Raw genomic sequence first — 21,284 nt, 5'->3', positions numbered from 1 at the left:
CGGCGATGGGCGCGGGGCAGAGGACCGAGGAGACGGCCGCCGGCCTGATCCACGCCACTGCGGTGGCCGCTGCCGATCCGGAGGGGGGCTGTTGGGCGGTGCTGCTGCGCGGCGCCCCGGGCGCCGGCAAGTCGGATCTGGCGCTGCGGCTCATCGACCGCGGCGCGGTTCTCGTCAGCGACGACCAGACCCGCGTGGAAGCCCGCGACGGCCGCCTGCTGGCCGGGCCGCCCGAAACCATCGCCGGCAAGCTGGAGGTGCGTGGCCTCGGCATCGTCGAGCAGCCCTATCGCCAGGGCGTCCCTGTCGCCCTGCTGGTCGACCTCAAGCCCGCGGCGCAGATCGAGCGCCTGCCGTCGGAGGCTCACGAAACCATCGCGGGCGTGCGCCTGCAGCGCATCGATCTCGATCCGGCGCAGCTCTCCGCGCCGGAGAAGCTGCGCCTTGCCTTGCACCGCGCGGCGACGCTTATAATGTGCGCCGCGGCGGGAGAGGGGTCCCGGCCTGGGGAAACAATGAACGACGACATCCCGATTCAGAAGGCCGCCGGCGCCGCGTCGCAGCCGGAGCCCGGGCCGACGCCGCCGGAGGGCAGCATCCGCCTGGTGCTGGTCACCGGCATGTCCGGCGCCGGCCGCTCGACGGCGCTGCGCGTGCTGGAGGACGAGGGCTACGAAGCCATCGACAACCTGCCGCTCAGCCTGCTCGATGCGGTGGTGAACGAGGTCGGCCTGCAACGCCCCATCGCCGTTGGCGTCGATATCCGCACCCGTGACTTCGCGGTCGGCCCGGTGCTGGAGCAGATCGACCGCCTGGCCGCCGACCCGCGCTTCGCCATCACCCTGCTCTTCGTCGATTGCGAGGACGAGGTGCTGGGCCGCCGCTTCACCGAGACGCGGCGGCGCCATCCCCTGGCCCAGGGACGTCCGGTGGCCGACGGCATCGCGGCGGAGCGCCGCCTGGTCGCCCCCCTGCGCGAGCGTGCCGACATGATGATCGATTCCTCCTCCCTGACGCCGGCCGATTTCCGCCAGCGGCTGCTCGGCCGCTTCGGCCTGGCCGCCACGCCGGGCATGTCGGTCTTCGTCACCTCCTTTTCCTTCCGCCAGGGGCTGCCGCGCGAGGCGGACCTGGTCTTCGACGTGCGCTTTCTCGCCAATCCCCATTACGACCCGGATCTGAAGCCGCTCAGCGGGCGGGACGACGCGGTGGGGGCCTACGTGGAGCGCGATCCCGGCTTCGCGCCCTTCTTCACGCAGCTGACGGCCATGCTGGGCGGCCTGCTGCCGCGCTATGAACGCGAAGGGAAGAGTTATCTGACCGTCGCCGTGGGCTGCACCGGCGGGCGCCATCGCTCGGTCTTCGTCGCCGAGCGCCTGGCCGCCTGGCTGGGCGCCGGCGGCCGCCAAGTGCATCTGGCGCACCGCGATATCGCGCGCGATCCGGCCCGCGCGGCGGGGCACCAGTGAGGCCCCGGTGATGCCGTAGCGACGCCTGGACAAGGCCCGGTTGAGGCCGGAGGCGGGATTCCGGCTTCGCGGGCGGGGGGTGTTGACCCGGGGCCGCGATTAGGCCCTTATCATGGCCGGAGAACACGCAGGACCAGCGCACCCCCGGCGAAATGCCGGGGTTTTGCGCAGTCAGGCAGGGAGTTTGGGATGATCGGTCTCGTCTTGGTAACCCATGGGCGGCTCGCGGTAGAGTTCGTCCAGGCTCTCGAGCACGTTGTCGGGCCGCAGGAGAACGTCACGGCAATCTGCATCGGGCCCGAAGACGACATGGAGCAGCGCCGCCAGGACATCATCGACGCGGTGGAGAAGGCCGACGAAGGCGACGGGGTGGTGCTGCTGACGGACATGTTCGGCGGCACGCCGTCCAACCTGGCGATCTCCGTGCTCGACAAGGGCCAGGTCGAGGTCATCGCCGGCATCAACCTGCCCATGCTGATCAAGCTGACGGGGCTGCGCAGCAGCGCCACCCTGGCCGAAGCGGTCACCCAGGCCCAGCTCGCCGGACGCAAGTACATCAACGTCGCCTCGCAGCTTCTCGACGCGGACAAGGAATGACCGAGGAATTGCAAGACCCCGCGGCGCCGGCGGGCGCGGCTCAGGAAACCGGGGCGGAGGTCACCGCGCGGCGGCGCCTGACCATCTGCAACCAGAAGGGCCTGCACGCCCGCGCCGCCGCCAAGTTCGTGAAGCTGGCCGAGAGCTTCGACGCCCAGATCACGGTGGTGAAGGGCGAGACGAGGGTTTCCGGCTGTTCGATCATGGGCCTGATGATGCTGGCCGCCGGACCGGGTTGTGAGATCGACGTCGAAGCCTCGGGGCCCGGCGCCGGAACTGCAGTAGATGCGCTGGCGCGGCTGGTCGCCGGCAAGTTCGATGAAGACGGATAAGAAGAGCAAGAAGCGTAGAGAGGAACTGGTACTCGAAGGGCTCGGCGTCGCGCCCGGCGTGGCCATCGGGCCTGCGCATGTGCGCGAGGCCGGCGACCTGCAGGTGCCCGAGTACCAGATCCCCAGCAGCCGGGTGAAGGCCGAGAAGGCGCGCCTGGGCGACGCCATCGACAAGGCGCTGCGCCAGGTCGGCAAGCTGAAGGCGAAAGCCCTGGGCATCCACGGCCTGGCCGCCGAGGAGTTGGGCTACCTCCTGGAAGCGCACCTGCAGATGCTGAACTCCAGCCGTCTGGTCGGCGGCATCGAGCGGCGCATCGACAGCGACCGGCGCAACGCCGAGTCTGCGGTCAGGGCCGAGATTTCCGCCATCGCCCAGGAATTCGAGGCCATGGAGGACAGCTACCTGAGTGCGCGCGCGGAAGACGTGCGCGAGGTCGGCCACCGCATCCTGCGTTGCCTCACCGATGCGGCCTATCACGGCTTCGGCGGCCTGGAGAAAGGCAGCATCGTCATCGCCGAGGAGATCTCGCCCGCCGACACCGCCCTCATGGACCCGCGCCGGATCGGCGGCTTCGCCTGCGTGCTGGGCGGTGCCGAGGGCCATACGGCGATCATGGCGCGCTCGCTGGGCATGCCGGCGGTGGTCGGCGTGCCCGACCTGCTGCCGACCGTGCGCAGCGGCGACCAGCTCATCGTCGACGGCAGCAACGGCCTGGTCATCGTCAATCCGACCGCCCGCCGCCTGGCCGGCTACGAGCGGCGCCTCAAGGACATGGCGCGCGAGGCCCGCGTGCTGGCCCGCCTGCGCGATGTCCCCGCCGAGACCCGCGACGGCCAGCGCATCACCCTGCAGGTCAACATGGAACTGCCGCGCGAGCTGGAACAGACCGTGGAGACGGGCGCCGAAGGCATCGGGCTGCTGCGCACCGAGTTCATGTACATGAACCGCGCCGACCTGCCGGGCGAGGAGGAGCAGTACGAGGCCCTGGCCAAGATCGTGAAGGCCATGCGGGGCAGCCCGGTTACGGTGCGCACCCTGGACGTGGGCGGCGAGAAGCTGGCCACCTCCCTGGGCGAGCACCTGGGCGAGGCGGCCAATCCGGCGCTCGGACTGCGCGCCATCCGCCTGTCCCTGAAGGAGCCCAAGCTGCTGCGTCCGCAGTTGGCCGCCATGCTGCGCGCCGGCGCCCTCGGTCCCCTGCGTATCCTGCTGCCGATGATCACCACCCCGGGCGAGATCCGGGCGGTGCGCAAGGAGCTGGAGAAGACCGCCCGGCGGCTGACACGCCGCGGCCTCGCCATCGCCGATCCCCTGCCGCCGGTCGGTGTGATGATCGAGGTGCCGGGCGCCGCCCTGGCCGCCGATTCCCTGGCCCAGTCGGCGGATTTCTTCGCCATCGGCACCAACGACCTGACCATGTATACCCTGGCCATCGACCGTGGCGAGGAGCAGGTGGCCCACCTCTTCAACCCTCTGCATCCGGCGGTGCTGCGGCTCATCCAGTTCACCGTCGAGGCGGCGCTGAGGGCCCGCATCCCGGTCTCGGTCTGCGGTGAGATCGCCGGCGATCCGCGCTTCACCGCCTTGCTGTTGGGCCTGGGGGTGCGTGAGCTGTCGATGACCGCCAAGGCCCTGCCGCGGGTCAAGAGCCGCATCCTCTCCATCGACATGCACGCCGCCGGCCGCCGGGCCATGATGATCATGGAGCAGGTCGACAGCGGCCGCATCGCCGCCCTGCTCGACGATTTCAACGAAACGGCGAGCTGACGCGGGCCTCTTCTCCCGCTCCCGGCCTTGCGGCTTGGCGCGCGGGCTGATACATGAGCCGCTCAATTCTTGACTGGGCGCGCTCGGCGCCGGGCCGGCGGCACTCCCCCGGACCCGGCAGTAGGGCCGGACCCGACAGTAGGGACAGTAGGATGGACAGCATGGCGGACTTCACCGATTACGTGGTGGCGGATATCTCCCTGGCCGATTGGGGCCGCAAGGAACTGGACATCGCCGAGACGGAGATGCCGGGCCTCATGGCCCTACGCGAGGAATACGGCCCGTCGCAGCCGCTGAAGGGCGCCAGGATCGCCGGCTCGCTGCACATGACGATCCAGACCGCCTGCCTGATCGAGACCCTGCAGGCCCTGGGGGCCGAGGTCCGCTGGGCCTCCTGCAACGTCTTTTCGACCCAGGACCACGCCGCCGCGGCCATCGCCGCCACCGGCACCCCCGTCTTCGCCTTCAAGGGCGAGAGCCTGACCGAATACTGGGACTTCACCCACCGCATCTTCGAATGGCATGACGGCGGCACGCCGAACATGATCCTCGACGACGGCGGCGATGCCACCCTGCTGATCCACCTGGGCATGAAGGCCGAGAAAGACATCTCGGTCCTCGACAATCCGGGCAACGAGGAAGAAGAAGCCCTCTTCGCCGCCATCAAGAAGCGCGTCGCCGAAAAGCCGGGCTGGTATTCGGAGCTCGGCAAGGCGATCCGCGGCGTCACCGAGGAGACCACCACCGGCGTCCACCGCCTCTACGAGATGCAGAAGGCCGGCACCTTGCTGTTCCCGGCCATCAACGTGAACGACTCGGTGACCAAATCGAAGTTCGACAACAAGTACGGCTGCCGCGAGAGCCTGGTGGACGCCATCCGCCGCGGCACCGACGTGATGATGGCCGGCAAGGTGGCGACGGTCGCCGGCTTCGGCGACGTCGGCAAGGGCTCGGCCGAATCCCTGCGCAGCGCCGGCTGCCGCGTGCTGGTGACCGAGGCCGACCCGATCTGCGCCCTGCAGGCCGCCATGGAAGGCTTCGAGGTGGTGACCATGGAGCAGGCAGCTCCGCAGGCGGATATCTTCGTCACCGCGACCGGCAACGTCGACGTCATCACCGTCGACCACATGCGCGCCATGAAGGACCGGGCCATCGTCTGCAACATCGGGCACTTCGATTCCGAGATCCAGGTCGGCGCCCTGCGCAATTTCAAGTGGGACAACATCAAGCCGCAGGTCGACCAGATCGAGTTCCCCGACGGCAAGAAGATCATTCTGCTGGCCGAAGGCCGCCTGGTGAACCTGGGCGTGGCCACCGGCCACCCGAGCTTCGTCATGAGCGCCTCCTTCACCAACCAGGTGCTGGCACAGATGGAGCTCTGGAGCAGCGCGGAGAAGTACGGCAAGACCGTCGCCGTGCTGCCCAAGCACCTGGACGAGAAGGTGGCGGCGCTGCACCTGGAGAAGGTCGGCGCCCAGATCACCAAGCTCAGCCAGAAGCAGGCCGACTACATCGGCGTCACCGTCGAGGGCCCCTTCAAGCCCGAGCACTACCGCTACTGAGGCGGTTTCCCGCGGCGGGCGGCGGCCTTGCTTGCCGCTCGCGTGGCTTCGGCATAGACTCTCCGGCTGTGAGAGGGGTCTCGACAGAGCGCCGGCCTGGCCGGCGGGGCGGCGGCACGGCGGTCTTCGCGGCAGCGGAGACGGCGGCGGGCCGTGTCGACGGCCGCGCAGACCATCGGGCCGGGCGCCGCGGAGGACCGGATGCTTGAGGCAGGCGGGCTGCTCTGGCCCTTGCTTCTTCTTGTTTCCCTCATTGCCCTGGGCTTCTGCTTCAGGTCCGTCTTCACCCTACGCAAGGCCCTGGAGGCCAGCGAAGCCGAGGCCTTGCTATCGGACGGCCGCGCCAAGGCCCTGACCGGCACCCTGGCCGCGGCGCCCTGGCCGCGGGTCTCGGTCGGCGCCGGCAGCACGCCCGCCGCCGCGCCGGCGGCCGCCGCGCTGCTCGGCCTGCCGCCGGAGACGCCCGTCGGCGAGCAAGACCTGCTCGACGCCCTCGACAGCGGCGCCCGGTCGCAGCTTGAGGCGGCGCTGCGGGAGTTGCAGAGCAGCGGCACCGGTTTCGATCTGGACGCCCGCCTCAAGGATGGCAGCCGCCTGCTGGTGTTGCGCGGGCGCCGCCCGTCCGGCGCTCCCGGGACCGTGTGGCTGGAGGACCGTTCGGCCGCGGCGCGCCGGGAAGCCTCCTTGAAGGCCGAGGCCAAGCACCTGCGGGCGGTCGTCGACTGCCTGCCCATGGCCCTGTGGCTGCGCGACGGCGCCGGCAGGCTGACCGACTGCAACCGCTTCTACGCCCAGGCAGTGGACGGAGAGGTGGAGGCGGTGGTGAAAGAGGGCGCGGAGCTGCTGGGACGCGCCAAGGCGGCCGCGGCCCAGGCCCTGGCGGCGAGGGCGCGCGAGAAGGGCGAGCCCTGCAGCGACAGCCACCACGTGGTCATGGGCGGCGCGCGCCACCTGCTGGAGGTCTTCGAGTTGCCCTTCGGCAAGGACGGGACCCTGGGCCTGGCCTTCGACCGGACCCAGTTGGAGGAGGTCCAGGCGGAGCTTGGCCGGCATATCCGCGTGCAGTCGGAGATGCTGGAGAACCTCTCCACCGCCATCGCCATCTACGGGCGCGATCTGAATCTCATGTTCTTCAACACCGCCTATGCGCGGCTGTGGGAACTGGACGAGGATTTCCTGCAGCAGAAACCGCACCTCGGCGACGTGCTGGAGGCCTTGCGCGAGCGCCGGCGCTTCCCCGAGTATCCGAACTTCCCGGCCTACAAGCGCGAGGTGCTGCAGAAGTACGCGACCCTCATCGCCCAGGAAGAGGAACTGGTGCACCTGCCCGACGGCAGCACCCTGCGCATGGTGGTCACGCCCCACCCCTTCGGCGGCATCCTGCTGTCCTATGAGGACGTGACCGACCGCCTGGCGCTGGAGCGCAGTTACAACACCCTCACCGAGGTGCAGCGCGAGACCATCGACAACCTCTATGAAGGCGTCGCTGTCTACGGCGCCGACGGCCGGCTGAAGCTGTTCAACCCGGGGCTCTGCCAGATGTGGCACCTGGACCCGGAGATGCTGCATGCCGAACCGCACGTGCGCGACGTGCTGGTCCAGGCGCGCCAGCTCTTCGACGTGTCCGACGAAGACTGGCCCGGCTACGCCGAGCAGATCATCGCCCGCACCACCGACCCCGATTCCCGCAGCGGGCGCGTCGAGCGCAGCGACGGTTCCGCCATCGACTGGGCCCAGGTGCCGCTGCCCGACGGCGGCGTGCTGTTCAGCTACGTCGACGTGACCGACACCCTGCGCGTCGAGCGCGCCCTCATCGAGCGCAATGAGGCGCTGGAGACCGCCGACCGCCTGAAGTCGGAATTCATCGCCAACATCTCCTACGAGCTGCGCACCCCCCTGAACGCCATCATCGGCTTCGCCGAGGTGCTGGAGAATCAGTTCTTCGGCGAGCTGAACGAGCGCCAGCTCGAATACAGCCACGCCATCGTGCAGTCGTCGCAGCAGCTCATCGCGCTGATCAACGACATTCTCGACCTGGCCTCCATCGAGGCCGGCTACCTGCAGCTCGACCTGCAGCCGACGGACGTTCATTCTCTGCTGGAATCGATCTTCACCCTGGGCCGCGAGCGCGCGCACAGCCGCAGTATCGAGTTGAAACTGGTCTGCGACGAGGAGGCCGGCGAACTGCTGGCCGACGGCCGCCGCCTGCGCCAGGCGCTCTTCAACCTGCTGTCCAATGCCCTGAAGTTCACCAAGGAGGGCGGCGAGGTGACGATCTCCGCCCAGCGCCTGCCTGACGAGATGCTGCTGGAAGTCTCGGATACCGGCATCGGCATTCCGGAAGAGGACCGCGAGCGGGTTTTCGGCAGGTTCGAGCGCGGCTCTCTGGAGACGCGCCAGAGCGGCGCCGGCCTCGGCCTTTCGCTGGTGAAGAGCCTCATCGAGCTGCACGGCGGCCGGGTGGAGCTGGACTCCTACGTCGGCGGCGGCACGCGCGTCATTTGCCACGTGCCGCTGGCGCAGGTGCCGCTGGACAGCGGCGGCGAGGGCGCGATCGACCGCGACGTCGCCGAATAGGCAAGCAGAGCAGAACGGCGAAACGCCCATGCTTCGAGACGGCTGCTGCGCAGCCTTCTCGGCATGAGGCCGAAGACGCAGGCGGACTGCCTCACCCTGAGGAGCGGGCCGGGAGGCCCGCGTCTCGATGGGGGATCGAGGCGGAGTGGAGGGGCCGCCGCTACTCGGCCGCCGTCCCGCTCTCCGGCACGCCCTTGGTGGTGGAGTATTCCCAGTGCAGCGCCTCGCCCGGATAGACCAGGGGGCGGATGGCGTGGGCGGCCACGGCCGCCTCCGAGAAGCCGGTGAGGATCAGCTTCAGCTTGCCCTGGTAGTGGGCGATATCGCCGATGGCGAAGATGCCCGCGGCGCTGGTCTCGCTGCTCGCCGGGTTGACGGTGATGTGATGGTGGTCGAGTTGCAGGCCCCAGTCGGCGATCGGGCCCAGGTTCATGGAGAGGCCGAAGAAGGGCAGCAGGCAGTCGGCCGGCAGCAGCTTACGCAAGCCGCTCATGTCGGCCAGCTGGACCCCCGTCAACTGCCGGCCGTCACCTTCCAGCGCGGCGAGCTGATAGGGGATCACCAGCTCGATCTTGCCGCTCTCGGCCAGGCGGTGCAGGCGCTCGACGCTTTCCGGCGCGGCGCGGAACTTGGGCCGCCGATGGACCACGTAGACCTTCTCCGCCAGCTCGGCCAGCGAGATCGCCCAGTCGACGGCGGAATCGCCGCCGCCGGCGATGACCACGCGCCGGCCGCGAAAGCTCTCGCGGCGCTGCACCAGGTAGTGGACCGAGGTGCCTTCATAGTCTTCGATGCCGGCCAGCGGCGGGCGGTTCGGGCCGAAGGCGCCGCAGCCGGCGGCAATGACGACGGCGGTGGCGTCGATCACCGTGCCTGCCGAAGTGGTGAGTCGCCAGCAGCCCTCCTCGAGCCGTTCCAGGCCGGTCACCTGCTGGCCCAGATGGTAGGCCGGCTCGAAGGGCGCGGCCTGCTCGGCCAAGCGGTCGACCAGGTCCTGGGCCATGACCTGGGGATAGCCGGGGATGTCGTAGATCGGCTTTTCCGGGTAGAGCGCCGCGCACTGGCCGCCGATCACCTCCAGGGTGTCGATGACCCGGCAGCGCATTTTCAGCATGCCGCACTCGAAAATGGCGAAGAGGCCGACCGGGCCGGCGCCGATGACGGCCACGTCGGTCGTCAGAGGGGTGCCCGTCGAAGGGACGCCTGTCGAAGGGGTTGGGGCGGAGGGGGCGTCGGAGGAGGGGCTGTGATCCGCCAAGAGGCTTCTCCCTTGCGGGCCGGGACTTCGGCCCTGGATTTCTCAGGGTTTCTCGCGCCCCGTACCGCCGGGGTCTGTCGCAGGGGCCTAACATGGCGAGGCTTGCCCGCCAATACAAGCCGCGGCGCGACGGTTGCCGCCGCCCGGAGTGCCAGCTAAAACAGCCCGCAGATGATGACCGCGACTCCCAGGCCTTCGGCGCGCGCCCTGCCACTGACCTTGCCGCTGCCCGCTCTCGAGGCGACCGAGCGGCTGGGCCGCGCCCTGGCGGCGCTGCTGCGCCCCGGCGACGTGGTGGCCCTCCATGGCGATCTCGGAGCCGGCAAGACGGCGCTGGCCCGCGCCTTGATCCGCGCCCTGCCGGGCCGGCCGGGCAATCCCGTCAGTGCGGCGGAAGAGGAGGTGCCGAGCCCGACCTTCACCCTGGTGCAGATCTACGACCGCGATCCGGCGCCGGTCTGGCACTTCGACCTCTACCGCATCGAGGATCCGGCGGAGATCCGCGAACTGGGCCTCTCCGAAGCGCTGGCCGAGGGCATCACCCTCATCGAGTGGCCGGAGCGCCTGGGCGGGCGGCTGCCGGCCGGAGCGCTCTCCGTCACCCTCAGCTACCGAGAGGACGCCGGGGGGAGCGAGGGCGCGCGCGAGGCGCGCCTGGACGGCGCCGGCGACTGGCCCGAACGCCTGGCGGAGCTGCACCTCTGATGGGCGGCCGCGAAGACCTCCTGCGCAGCTTCCTGGACAAGGCCGGCTGGGGCGATGCCGAGCGCAGGGTGCTGGCGGCCGATGCCTCCTTCCGGCGCTACGACCGCTTGACCCGCGGCGCCGAGACGGCGGTGCTGATGGACGCGCCGCCGCCGCAGGAAAACGTCGACATCTTCGATTTTCTCGCCGGCTGTCTGGACGAAATCGGCCTCAGCGCGCCGCAGACGCTGGCCATCGACCGCGCGGCCGGCTTTCTGCTGCTGGAGGATTTCGGCAACACCACCTTCACCCGCGCGCTGGCCGAGGGCGCCGACGAGGCGGAGCTTTACCGCCTGGCGACCGACACGCTGGTCGCGCTGCACCAGGGCTGGTGGGTGGAATCCGCGAAGATTCCACCCTACGACGAGGAGAAGCTGCTGACCGAGGCAGCCCTGCTGGTCGACTGGTACTTGCCGGCGCTGACCGGGCGCGAGGCTTCGGCGGCGCAGCGCGAGTCCTATCTGGCCGCCTGGCGCGAGGTCATGCCGGATATGCTGCCCCCTCCGGAGCGCGTGCCGCACAAGCTGGTGCTGCGCGATTACCATGTCGACAACCTCATGGTGCTGGAGGGCCGCGAGGGCGTCGCGTGCTGCGGCCTGCTGGATTTCCAGGACGGCGTCATCGGCCCCGTCAGCTACGACCTGGTCTCCCTGCTGGAGGACGCGCGCCGCGACGTCTCCGAAGCGGTGGTGACGGAGATGCTGGAACGCTACTACGCCGGGATGCGTCACGAGATCGACCGCTGGGCCTTCACCGCGTCCTATTACGCTCTCGGCGCGCAGCGCAACGCCAAGATCATCGGCATTTTCACGCGGCTGTCGCGCCGCGACGGCAAGCACGGCTACCTGCGGCACCTTCCGCGCGTCTGGCGCCTGCTGGAAGGCGACCTGCAGCAGCCGGTGCTGGCGCCGGTAAAGGACTGGTTCGACCGCGAGGTTCCCGCCGCCCTGCGCGGCCTTCCCGCAAACCCCGATGAAGATGCCGCTACGCAAGAGGAAACGAAGGTATGACCGATACGCCCAAGACCGCCATGATCCTCGCGGCGGGACTCGGTCAGCGGATGCGCCCGATCACCGATAGCCTGCCCAAGCCGCTCATCGAGGTGCGCGGCCGGGCGATGCTGGACACCATCCTCGACCGCCTGGAGGAGGCCGGCATCGAGAAGGTGGTGGTGAATCTGCATTACCTGGGCGAGATGATCGAGAGTCACCTGAAGGGCCGGGGCGGGCCGCAGATCGTTTTCTCCAAGGAAGAAGACCTGCTGGAGACCGGAGGCGGCGTCACCAAGGCCCTGCCGCTGCTGGGTGCCGGGCCGTTCCTCGTGCTGAACGGCGACGTCTGCTGGCTCGACGGGCTGACCCCGGCGCTGCAACGCCTCGGCGCGGCTTGGAACGAAGAGGAGATGGACGCGCTGCTGCTGCTGCACCCGACCTGCAGCGCCTTCGGCTACGAGGGGCTGGGCGACTACTTCATGGATCCGGCGGGCCGCCTGCGCCGCCGCCTGGAACGGCAGATCGCTCCCTTCATCTACGCCGGCATCCAGATCCTGCATCCGCGTCTCTTTGAGGGCGCGCCCGCCGGTTCCTTCTCGCTCAACAAACTCTACGACAAGGCGCAGGAGGCCGAGCGCCTCTGGGGCCTGCGTCACGACGGCGAGTGGTATCACGTCGGCACGCCGGCGGAGCTCTGCGCCGTCGAGGATGCGCTCCATCATCTCGCGGCCTTCTCGGGTCAGCGTTAGCGCCATGCCCGCCGCGCCGGCCGTCTTCACGATCCCCGCCGGTCAGCCCTTTGTCGATGCCCTGGCCGCCGGTCTGCTGCGGCGCTACGGGGACAGCCCGGACCGGCTCGCCGCCGCCACGGTGCTGCTGCCCACGCGGCGTGCCTGCCGCTCCCTGCAGGCGGCGTTCCTGCGCGCTTCCGGCGGCGCGCCGCTGCTGCTGCCGCGCCTGCTGCCGCTGGGCGATCTCGATCCCGAGGAACTGCTCTTCGAGGCCTCCTTCCTCGGCGGCGAGGCCGAAGCGGCCCTGCCGCCCGCCATCTCCGCCGTGCAGCGGCAGCTGCTGCTGGCCTCCTGCATCCTGACCCACAGCCGCGCCGTGGCCGCCGAGGCCGGCAGCCGCCCGATGAGCGAGGACCAGGCGATCCGCCTCGGTGCCGAGCTGGCGCGGCTGCTCGACCAGGTGGAGACGGAAGGGCTGGATTTCGCCGCCCTGGCGGGGCTGGTGCCCGAGGACTATGCCGGGCACTGGCAGATCACCCTGGAGTTCCTCACCATCGTCACCGAGGAGTGGCCGAAGATCCTGGAGGCCCTGGGCTGCATCGGGCCGGCCGAGCGCCGGCGGCGCCTGGCCGAGCTGCAGGCGGCGGCCTGGGCGCGCCGGCCGCCCGCCGACCCGGTGATCGCCGCCGGCTCCACCGGCTCCATTCCGGCCACCGCCGAGCTGCTGAAGACCGTCGCCGGCCTGCCTCAGGGGGCGGTGCTGCTGCCGGGCCTCGACCTGGAAAGCGATGCCGAGACCTGGAACGAAATCCGCCGCGACCCCAGCCATCCGCAACACGGCATGGCCCAACTGCTCGACCGGCTGGGCATCGGCCGCGATGCGGTGACGCCCTGGGAGCGGGATTCGGTGCCGCAGGTCGACGCGGCGCGCGCCCGCTTCGCCGACCTGGCCCTGCGCCCGCCCGGCGCCACCGCGCGTTGGCATCAGGAGAACGCCGGCGACTTCGCGGCGGCCCTGGACGGCGTGCAGCGCGTCGACTGCGCCGATCCGGGCGAGGAGGCTTTGGTCATCTCCCTGCTGCTGCGCCGCCGGGTGGAAACGCCGGCCACTACCGCGGCGCTCGTCACCCCCGACCGCGACCTCGCGCGCCGCGTCGCCACAAACCTCAAACGCTGGGGCATCGAGGTCGACGACTCCGCGGGGCGCAGCCTCGCCAATACTCCGCCCGGCGTCTTCCTGCGCCTGACCGCCGCCATGGCGGCCGAACGCTTCGCGCCGGTGGCCTTGCTCGCCGCCTTGAAGCATCCGCTGGCCGCCGGCGGGGAGGCTCCTGCGGCCTTCCGCCGCCACGTGCGTACGCTGGAGCTGGCGGTGCTGCGCGGCGCCCGTCCGGCCGCCGGGCTGGACGGCCTGCGCAAGGCGCTGGTCGAGGCCGGGGCGGACAAGGGACTTCTGAAATGGTTCGACCGCCTGGCCGCCGAGCTGGCGCCCTTCGTCGAGGCGCTGGGCGGCGGCTCCGGCGAGCGGCGTCGGGGCGAAGCCACGCGGCTCAGCGATTTGGTCGACGCGCACTTGGCCGCCGCCGAGGCCTTGGCGGCCAGCGACAAGGAGAGCGGGGCGGAGCGGCTCTGGGCCGGCGACGCCGGGGAGGCGGCGGCGGCCTTCGCGGCGGAACTGCGCGAGGCGGCGCTGGCGACCCCGGTTTCCAAGGGGCTGCACTATCCGGCGGCGCTGGAGGCGCTGATGGCCGGGCGCGCGGTGCGGCCGCGCTATGGGCTGCATCCGCGCGTCGCCATCCTCGGGCCGCTGGAAGCGCGCCTGCAACATGCCGACGTCCTGGTGCTGGGCGGCCTCAACGAGGGCACCTGGCCGGCGGCGGTCGATCCCGGCCCCTGGCTCAGTCGCCCCATGCAGACGGCCTTCGGGCTGCCGCTGCCCGAACGGCGCATCGGCCTGGCCGCGCACGATTTCTTCCAGGGCTTCTGCGCGCCCCGGGTCTACCTGATCCGCGCCGAGCGGGCCGAGGGCGCGCCCACGGTGCCGGCGCGCTGGCTGCGGCGCATCGACGCCCTGCGCGAAGGTCTCGGCCTGGCCGCCGACCTGCATGCGGAGGAGACGCAGCTCAAGGCCTGGGCCGCGGCGCTCGACGCGCCGGCCGCCGTCGTGCCCCAGCCGCCGCCGCTGCCCTGCCCGCCGGTCGAGGCGCGCCCGCGGAAGCTCTCGGTGACGCGCATCGAGACCTGGATGGGCGATCCCTACGCGCTCTACGCCCGCGAGATCCTGCGTCTCAGGCCCCTCGACCCGCTCGATGCCGATCCCGGCGCGGCCGAGCGCGGCACGCTGGTGCACGCGGCGCTGGAGCGCTTCCTCGAGGAGTTTCCGGGCAAGCCGCCGGCCAATGCCCATGAGCGGCTCATCGAGATCGGCGCCGATGTTTTCCAGGTGATCAGCGCCAAACCGGGCGTCTTCGCTTTCTGGTGGCCGCGCTTCCTGCGCGTGGCCCGGTGGTTCCTGTCGGAGGAGCAGGCGCGCCGCCCCGCCGTCGCCGGCAGCTTCGTGGAAGTTACCGGGGAGCTGGTGATCGAGGTGCCCCACGCGCCCTTCATCCTCACCGCCAAGGCCGACCGCATCGACCGCATGACCGACGGTTCCTTGGAGATCATCGACTACAAGACCGGCGCGCCGCCGGACAAGAAGAAGGTCGACCGCGGCTTTGCCCCGCAGTTGCCCCTGGAAGCGGCGATCGCTCTGGCGGGCGGCTTCGAGGGCCTGCCCCAAGGTCCGGTCGGCAGCCTCGCCTTCTGGCGGCTCTCCGGCGGCACGCCTCCGGGCGAGGTGCAGGCCGCCAGCAAGTCCGACCCCGCTGCCCTGGCCGCCCAGGCGCTGGAGGGGCTGCAGCGCCTGGTCGCCGAGTTCGACAATCCCGCGACGCCCTATGCCTGCCGGCCGCGCCCGGAACTGGCGCCGCGCTTCAACGACTACGACCACCTCTCGCGTCTCGCCGAATGGGCGGTGGGGCCCGAGGACTCATGAGGTGCGGGTCATGAGCACGGCGGCGGAAAAGATCATCGCGGAAGCGACGGCCAGGCAGCGCGAGGCGGCGGACCCGGCGGCCTCGGTCTGGGTCTCGGCCTCGGCGGGCAGCGGCAAGACCAAGGTGCTGGTCGACCGCGTCCTGAGCCTGCTGCTGCGCGGCAGCGAGCCCGGCAAGATCCTCTGCCTCACCTTCACCAAGGCGGCGGCGGCGGAGATGGCCAATCGCCTCTCCGCACGCCTTGCCGCCTGGGTCACGGCGGAAGAAGGCGCGCTGCGCGCCGGCCTGGAGGAGCTGACCGGCGGACCGGTCGACGACGATCTGCTGCCGCGCGCCCGCGCCCTCTTCGCCCGCGTCCTCGACACCCCCGGCGGCATCAAGATCCAGACCATCCACGCCTTCTGCCAGGCGCTGCTCGGGCGCTTCCCCTTGGAGGCCGGGGTCGCGCCCAACGCCAAGGTGCTGGACGAACACGAGGCCGCCGACCTGCTGGAGACCGCGCGGGTCGAGGTGCTGGCCGAGGCGCTCGAGGGCCAGGGCCGCCTCTCGGACGCCATCGGCGTGCTCATCGCCCACCTGCAGGAGGAACGCTTCACCGAGGTGGTGCAGCAGCTCATCCACGAGCGTGGACGCCTCGGCGAACTCATTGAGGCGCGCGGCGGCGTCGACCGCCTGGGCGAGGCGGTCTTCGCGCTGCTGGGCGTCGACCCCGCCGAGACGCCGGAGGGCGTCACCGCCGCCGCCTGTGCCGAAGGCGCCTTCGACCGCGCCGGGCTGAAGCTGGCGATGGAGGCCTGGTCCAACAGCTCGGATGCGGAAAAGAAAAAGGGCGCTTCGCTGGCGGACTGGCTGGCGGCGGACCCTCCGGCGCGCGGCGAGGCTCTCGAGGCCTACTGCGGCCTCTTCCTGACCGGCGAAGGCAAGCCGCGCCAAAGGCTGATCAACAAGAAGCCTGCCGAAGATTTCCCCGGTGCCCTGGAGGCTTTGCAGAACGAGGCCGAGCGCCTGGTCCTGGTGGCGGAGAAGCGCAACGCCATCACCGTGGCGCGGGCGACGCGCGCGCTGCTGGTGCTCGGCGACGCCGTCATCAAGGCCTACCAGCGCCACAAGGAAGCGCGGGTTCTGCTCGACTACGACGACCTCATCCACTTCTCGGCGAAGCTGCTGGCGCGCCAGGGCGGCGTCTCCTGGGTGCTGTTCAAGCTGGACGGCGGCCTCGACCATCTGCTGGTCGACGAGGCGCAGGACACGAGCCCGGAGCAGTGGCGCATCGTCGAGATGCTGACCTCCGAGTTCTTCGCCGGCGAGGGCGCGCACGAGAGTCGCGAGGAAACCCTGCGCACGGTCTTCGCCGTCGGCGATCCCAAGCAGTCGATCTATTCCTTCCAGGGCGCCGACCCGGCGGAGTTCCAGCGGCTGCGCGACCTCTTCCGCCTGCGCGCGCAGCAGGCGCGGCACACTTGGCGCCCGGTCTCCCTGGCGGTCTCCTTCCGCTCCACCGAGGCGGTGCTGCGCACCGTGGATGCGGTCTTCGCCGCCGCCGAGGCGCAGGACGGCGTGCTGTTCGGCGAGTCGGAGATCCGTCATCTGGCCAAACGCCTGGGCGAGGCCGGACAGGTCGAGCTCTGGCCGCCGGCCCCGCCGGCCGAGGCCGAGGAGCTGGAGTCCTGGGCCCTGCCGCTGCCGGGACGCAGCGACAGCCCGGCGCCGCTGCGTCTCGCCCGCCTGGTCGCCCGGCGCATCTGGTATTGGACCCAGGCGCCCGAAGGCGCCGGCGACCCGGCCTGCCAACTGACCGCGAAGGACCGGCGCATGCGGCCGGGCGACGTGATGATCCTGGTGCGCCGGCGCAACAGCTTCATCACCGAGCTGGTGCGCGAACTGAAGACCCTCGGCGTGCCGGTGGCCGGCGTCGACCGCATGCGCCTGACCGAGCAGCTCGCGGTCATGGACGTCATGGCGCTGGGCCGGGTGCTGCTGCTGCCCGAAGACGACCTGACCCTTGCCTGCGTCTTGAAGGGGCCCTTCATCGGCTTCGGCGAAGACCAGCTATTCCGGTTGGCCCACGGCCGCGGCCGCAAGAGCCTGTGGCAGCGCCTCAGCGAAATGGCGCCGGAAAACGAAGCCTTCGCCGCGGCACGGCGTTTCCTGGAAGACCTCGCCGGACAGGCCGATTACGTGGCGCCCTTCGAGCTTTACTCCGGCCTCCTGGGCGCCGGGCGTGGGCGCGAGAAGATCCTGGGCCGCCTCGGCCCCGACGCCGCCGATCCGCTGGACGAGTTCCTCTCCCTGGCTCTGGCCTACGAGCGCGAGAACGCCCCCTCGCTGGAAGGCTTCCTGCATTGGCTTGCCGCCGGCGAGCTGGAGATCAAGCGCGACCTGGAGCAGGAGCACGGCGCGGTACGCCTCATGACCGTGCACGGCTCCAAGGGACTGGAGGCGCCGGTGGTGATCCTGCCCGACACCCTGCAGCTGCCCGCCGCCGGCGACGGCCTGCTGTGGGTCGACGACGGGAAGGCCAAGGCGTCCGGCACAGCGTCCCTCGCCGTCTGGCCGGTGAAGCGCGACTACGACCTGCCGCTGCTGGGCGAGGCGCGCGCCGCGCGCAAGCGTGCCCAGGAACAGGAATACCGCCGCCTGCTCTACGTCGCGCTGACCCGCGCCCAGGACCGGCTCTATCTCTGTGGCTGGCTGACCCGCAACGCGCCGCCGCAGGGCAACTGGTACCAGCTCGTCGAGAACGCCCTCGCGCGCCTGGCCGAGGGGGGAGAGGCCGAGGCCGTCGACTTCGACTTCACCGCTGATTTGGGGGCCGAAGGCTGGGCCGGCCCGGGCTGGCGTCTGGCGCGCCCGCAGACGGCCCCGGTGGCGGCCCCGGTGGTGGTTGAGGCCGCGCCGGAAGAGGCCGCCGAAGCAGCTCCGGAGGTCCTGGCGGAAACCCTGCCTGGTTGGGCGCGGCAGCCCGCGCCGCCCGAGCCCGCACCGCCGCAGCCCCTGGCGCCTTCGCGCCCGGCGGAGGCCGAGCCGCCGTCGCGCTCGCCGCTCGGCCCGGATTCGGGCCGCCGTTTCCGCCGCGGCCTCCTGATCCACCGGCTGCTGCAGTCCCTGCCCGATCTGGCCGCGCCGGAGCGTGCCGCCGCCGGGCGGTCTTTCCTCGCCAGCCCGCTGCACGGCCTGGCGGACGACCAGCAGGCGGAGATCCTGGCGGAGGTGCTCAAGGTGCTGGAAGCGCCGGAGTTGGCGCCGCTGTTCGGCCCCGGCAGCCGGGCCGAGGTGCCGCTGGCCGGGCTGGTGGAGACCGTCGCCGGGCCGCAGGCGATCGCCGGCCAGGTGGATCGCCTCCTGGTAGAAAACGGTTCGGTCTCGCTCATCGATTTCAAGAGCCAGCGGCCGGCCCCCGAGGCGCCGGAAGATGTTCCCAGCCTCTACCTGAGGCAGATGGCGGCCTACCGGGCGCTGCTGGCGCGGATCTATCCGGGGCGCGCGATTCGCAGCTATCTTCTGTGGACGGATCAACCCCGTCTCATGCAACTCAGCGATGCGCTGCTGAGGGATTACGCGCCTTGACGCTCCGGTGCGGCGCTCCCTACATTGAAGCCAAGATCAGACGGACCTTGGGGCCAGCCCGGCTCCTCGGCAGCACCGCTAAAGAGGTGAGTTTCTATGAGCACTAGAGCGACCAGCGACGGTACGTTCGAACAGGATGTCCTGCAGGCCGCGGGGCCTGTTCTCGTTGATTTCTGGGCCGAATGGTGCGGACCCTGCAAGATGATCGCGCCTGCGCTGGAAGAGATTGCGGAGGAAATGGACGGCCGTGTCACGGTCGCCAAGATCAATATCGACGACAACCCGAACACGCCGCAAAAGTACGGCGTGCGCGGCATTCCGACCCTCATGCTGTTCAAGGACGGCCAGGTGGCGGCGACCAAGGTCGGCGCGGTCGGCAAGGGACAGTTGCTGGAATGGGTTGAATCCGTCGTCTGACACCCTAAATGACAGGGTGTAACGAGGTAAGTTAGCTTCCAAATACGGTATTCCCCCGACTAGTAAGGTATCCCCCCGAAAGATGCCCCAAAACTCCGCCGGAGAAATCCGGCGGAGTTTTTCTTTGTTTGCGGACTCAGCCCGGACTTTCCAATGCGATGACGTTTCGCAATAGTTTAAGAAGTCCGGGCTACGCTTGCCGCCTTCATGATGCGGTGCTTGACAGGGCGCCGCCGAGTGCCGAAGGTCCGCGCTCGTCTCGTTCTTAGAGTCGCGAAAATCAAGAACCGGTCAGGTGAGAAGGTCTTCTTCGTGGGAAAAGAAAAATACAACTGTTTGAAGTGCCCCGGGTATTGCTGTTCCTACCCGAACATTCATGCCAAGCCGAAGGACATCAGGCGGCTGGCGGAGCATTTCAAGGTGAGCGAGGAAGAGGCTGAGAAGCGCTACACCGAGAAGGGCTTCAAGGAGAAGGGGATGAAGAAGGCCCCGCGGGTGCTGCGCCACCAGAAGGACGAGCACTTCGGCAGCATCTGCTGGTTCTTCGACACCGACAAGCGCCGCTGCACCATCTATGAGGCGCGCCCCGAGATCTGCCGCGAGTATCCCGGCCGCAAGCGCTGCGGCTACTACGAGTTCCTGAAGTTCGAGCGCGACGCCCAGGAAGATCCGGACTACATCGCCATCACCAACAACTACTGACGCAATCGCCGTCGGCGTGTTGCCGCTACCTCTCTCCTTGTTGGATGGTCACCCTCGGGCTTGACCCGAGGGTCCATGGTGCCCTCTGCACCACTCGGCGAAGCGGCGGAATGGAGGCTCGGGTCAAGCCCGAGCATGACGAGCGGGCATCAGGATCGACAGCCCAGCGTCGATAGACTATTTGCCCGGCGCCTACCCGTTCTCGCTCAGCACGTGGCCGGCCAGGTAGAGCGAGCCGCAGATGAGAATGCGGTGCGGCTTGCCGCTTCCCGGTTCGATTCCCTCTTGGGCCAGGCGCTGCACGGCCGTCAGGACCGAGGCCGCCGGGGCGGCGTCGATCCCTGCAGTCCGTGCATGCCCGGCGGCGGCCTCGGCGGAGAGGCTGGCCGCCTCGCCGGGGATGCGCACCGCCTGCAGCGCGCGGGTCAGCGGCGCCAGGGCCTCCAGGTAGCCGGCGGCCACCTTGGTGTCGAGCATGCCGTAGACCAGGTCCAGCGGCCGGCACGCTTCGCCTTCCATCCACTCTTCCTTCAGCGTCGCGGCCAGGGCCTGCCCGGCGGCGGGATTGTGCCCGCCGTCCAGCCACAGCTCCCAGCCCTGGGGTAACGCGTCGACCAGGGGACCCTTGGTCAGGCGCTGCAGGCGCGCCGGCCAGTTGGCGCCGGCGACGCCCTTGGCGATGGCCGCACCGTCGAGGCCGAACTCTCCGAGCTGCGCGGCGCAGGCCACGGCCAGGGCGGCGTTGACGATCTGGTGGCTGCCCAGCAGGCCCGGCTTCGGCAATTCGCGAACGCCGTTCGCGTCTTCATAGCGAAAGCCTCCGGGCGTCGTTGCGAAAGCCCAGTCGCGGCCGTGGGCGAAGAACGGCGCGCCGATTTCGTTGGCGCGCGCCTCCAGCACTTCGAGTGCCGCGGGCTCCTGCGGGCCGGTGACGCAGGTCACGCCCGGCTTCATGATGCCTGCCTTCTCCCGCGCGATGCCTTCCAGCGACGGACCCAGGAACTGCTGGTGGTCGAGGGCGACCGGGGTGATGGCCGTGAGGCGCGGCCGGCCGACGACGTTGGTGGCGTCCAGGCGCCCGCCCAGGCCGGTCTCCAGCAGCAGAATGTCGGCCGGATCGTCCGCGAAGGCGAGGAAGGCGGCGGCGGTGGTGACCTCGAAGAAAGTGATGGGCTCGGGGCCGTTGACCGCCTCGCAGCGCTCCAGGAGGGCGATCAGCGCCGCCTCGTCGATGAGTCCGCCGGTCAGGCGGATGCGCTCGTGGAAGCGCACCAGGTGCGGCGAGGTGTAGACCTGCACACGCTTGTCGGCGGCTTCCAGCATGGCGCGCAGGAAGGCCAGCAGCGAGCCCTTGCCGTTGGTGCCGGCAACATGGACCACGGGGGCCAGGCGCGCCTCGGGATGGCCGAGGCGGTCGAGCAGGCGCTCGACGCGGCCGAGCGAGAGATCGATGACCTTGGGGTGAAGACGGGTCAGGCGGTCGAGGACCGCGTCGCTGGTCTTGCCGGCACTGACGGCAGGCGCGTCGATCAC

At 70.2% G+C, this 21,284-nt stretch carries 15 protein-coding genes; 13 read left to right on the top strand and 2 right to left on the bottom strand.

Features of this window, described 5'->3' with window-relative positions; genetic code table 11:
- Window positions 1–5 precede the first annotated feature (5 nt).
- From rapZ to AAFN88_RS02245, 6 genes are all read left to right on the top strand, one after another.
- On the top strand, window positions 6–1,469 hold the full coding sequence (rapZ, locus tag AAFN88_RS02270) for an RNase adapter RapZ (RefSeq protein ID WP_347517879.1): 1,464 nt from the start codon (window positions 6–8) through the stop codon (window positions 1,467–1,469).
- A 189-nt stretch (window positions 1,470–1,658) separates the two neighbouring features.
- Entirely contained in the window at window positions 1,659–2,066 is a 408-nt protein-coding gene (locus AAFN88_RS02265) for a PTS sugar transporter subunit IIA (protein WP_347517878.1), read from the top strand.
- Window positions 2,063–2,398, top strand: a complete 336-nt coding sequence (locus AAFN88_RS02260; protein WP_347517877.1) for an HPr family phosphocarrier protein — start codon at window positions 2,063–2,065, stop codon at window positions 2,396–2,398. Before AAFN88_RS02265 ends, AAFN88_RS02260 begins: the two co-directional genes overlap by 4 nt.
- Complete coding sequence (ptsP, locus tag AAFN88_RS02255; protein ID WP_347517876.1) at window positions 2,385–4,166, top strand: phosphoenolpyruvate--protein phosphotransferase; 1,782 nt, start codon at window positions 2,385–2,387, stop codon at window positions 4,164–4,166. The genes AAFN88_RS02260 and ptsP overlap by 14 nt, the downstream gene beginning before the upstream one ends.
- A gap of 161 nt (window positions 4,167–4,327) precedes the next feature.
- On the top strand, window positions 4,328–5,728 hold the full coding sequence (gene ahcY, locus AAFN88_RS02250; RefSeq protein WP_347517875.1) for an adenosylhomocysteinase: 1,401 nt from the start codon (window positions 4,328–4,330) through the stop codon (window positions 5,726–5,728).
- 153 nt (window positions 5,729–5,881) lie between these two features.
- Complete coding sequence (locus AAFN88_RS02245; protein ID WP_347517874.1) at window positions 5,882–8,305, top strand: ATP-binding protein; 2,424 nt, start codon at window positions 5,882–5,884, stop codon at window positions 8,303–8,305.
- Between the two features lie 160 nt (window positions 8,306–8,465).
- Here AAFN88_RS02245 and AAFN88_RS02240 read toward each other — a convergent pair whose 3' ends face one another.
- The gene (locus AAFN88_RS02240) at window positions 8,466–9,485 is read right to left on the bottom strand and encodes an NAD(P)/FAD-dependent oxidoreductase (RefSeq protein ID WP_347521617.1); all 1,020 of its coding nucleotides are present in this window, start codon (window positions 9,483–9,485) and stop codon (window positions 8,466–8,468) included.
- Window positions 9,486–9,734: 249 nt separating this feature from the next.
- Here AAFN88_RS02240 and tsaE point away from each other — a divergent pair, with 249 nt between their 5' ends.
- The 7 genes from tsaE to AAFN88_RS02205 all read left to right on the top strand — a co-directional run bounded on the left by tsaE (window position 9,735) and on the right by AAFN88_RS02205 (window position 19,751).
- On the top strand, window positions 9,735–10,268 hold the full coding sequence (gene tsaE, locus AAFN88_RS02235) for a tRNA (adenosine(37)-N6)-threonylcarbamoyltransferase complex ATPase subunit type 1 TsaE (RefSeq protein WP_347517873.1): 534 nt from the start codon (window positions 9,735–9,737) through the stop codon (window positions 10,266–10,268).
- Entirely contained in the window at window positions 10,268–11,317 is a 1,050-nt protein-coding gene (locus AAFN88_RS02230) for a phosphotransferase (protein ID WP_347517872.1), read from the top strand. The genes tsaE and AAFN88_RS02230 overlap by 1 nt, the downstream gene beginning before the upstream one ends.
- Window positions 11,314–12,048 (top strand): nucleotidyltransferase family protein, encoded by a 735-nt coding sequence (locus AAFN88_RS02225; protein WP_347517871.1) that lies wholly within the window; start codon window positions 11,314–11,316, stop codon window positions 12,046–12,048. Before AAFN88_RS02230 ends, AAFN88_RS02225 begins: the two co-directional genes overlap by 4 nt.
- Before the next feature lie 4 nt (window positions 12,049–12,052).
- Window positions 12,053–15,064: a double-strand break repair protein AddB gene (addB, locus tag AAFN88_RS02220; protein ID WP_347517869.1), complete on the top strand. Its 3,012-nt coding sequence runs from the start codon at window positions 12,053–12,055 to the stop codon at window positions 15,062–15,064.
- 10 nt (window positions 15,065–15,074) lie between these two features.
- Window positions 15,075–18,632, top strand: a complete 3,558-nt coding sequence (gene addA, locus AAFN88_RS02215; RefSeq protein WP_347517868.1) for a double-strand break repair helicase AddA — start codon at window positions 15,075–15,077, stop codon at window positions 18,630–18,632.
- A gap of 96 nt (window positions 18,633–18,728) precedes the next feature.
- A complete protein-coding gene (trxA, locus tag AAFN88_RS02210) occupies window positions 18,729–19,049 on the top strand; it encodes a thioredoxin TrxA (RefSeq protein WP_347517867.1) in 321 nt (106 codons plus the stop codon).
- Window positions 19,050–19,256: 207 nt separating this feature from the next.
- Entirely contained in the window at window positions 19,257–19,751 is a 495-nt protein-coding gene (locus tag AAFN88_RS02205; RefSeq protein ID WP_347517866.1) for a YkgJ family cysteine cluster protein, read from the top strand.
- 192 nt (window positions 19,752–19,943) lie between these two features.
- Here AAFN88_RS02205 and AAFN88_RS02200 read toward each other — a convergent pair whose 3' ends face one another.
- Entirely contained in the window at window positions 19,944–21,284 is a 1,341-nt protein-coding gene (locus AAFN88_RS02200; protein WP_347517865.1) for a folylpolyglutamate synthase/dihydrofolate synthase family protein, read from the bottom strand.

It is taken from the genome of Pelagibius sp. CAU 1746 (assembly GCF_039839785.1).
Taxonomy (GTDB): Bacteria; Pseudomonadota; Alphaproteobacteria; order Kiloniellales; family Kiloniellaceae; genus Pelagibius.
The sequence above is the reverse complement of the archived record's forward strand: the minus strand, read 5'-3'. Positions and strand labels throughout refer to the sequence as shown.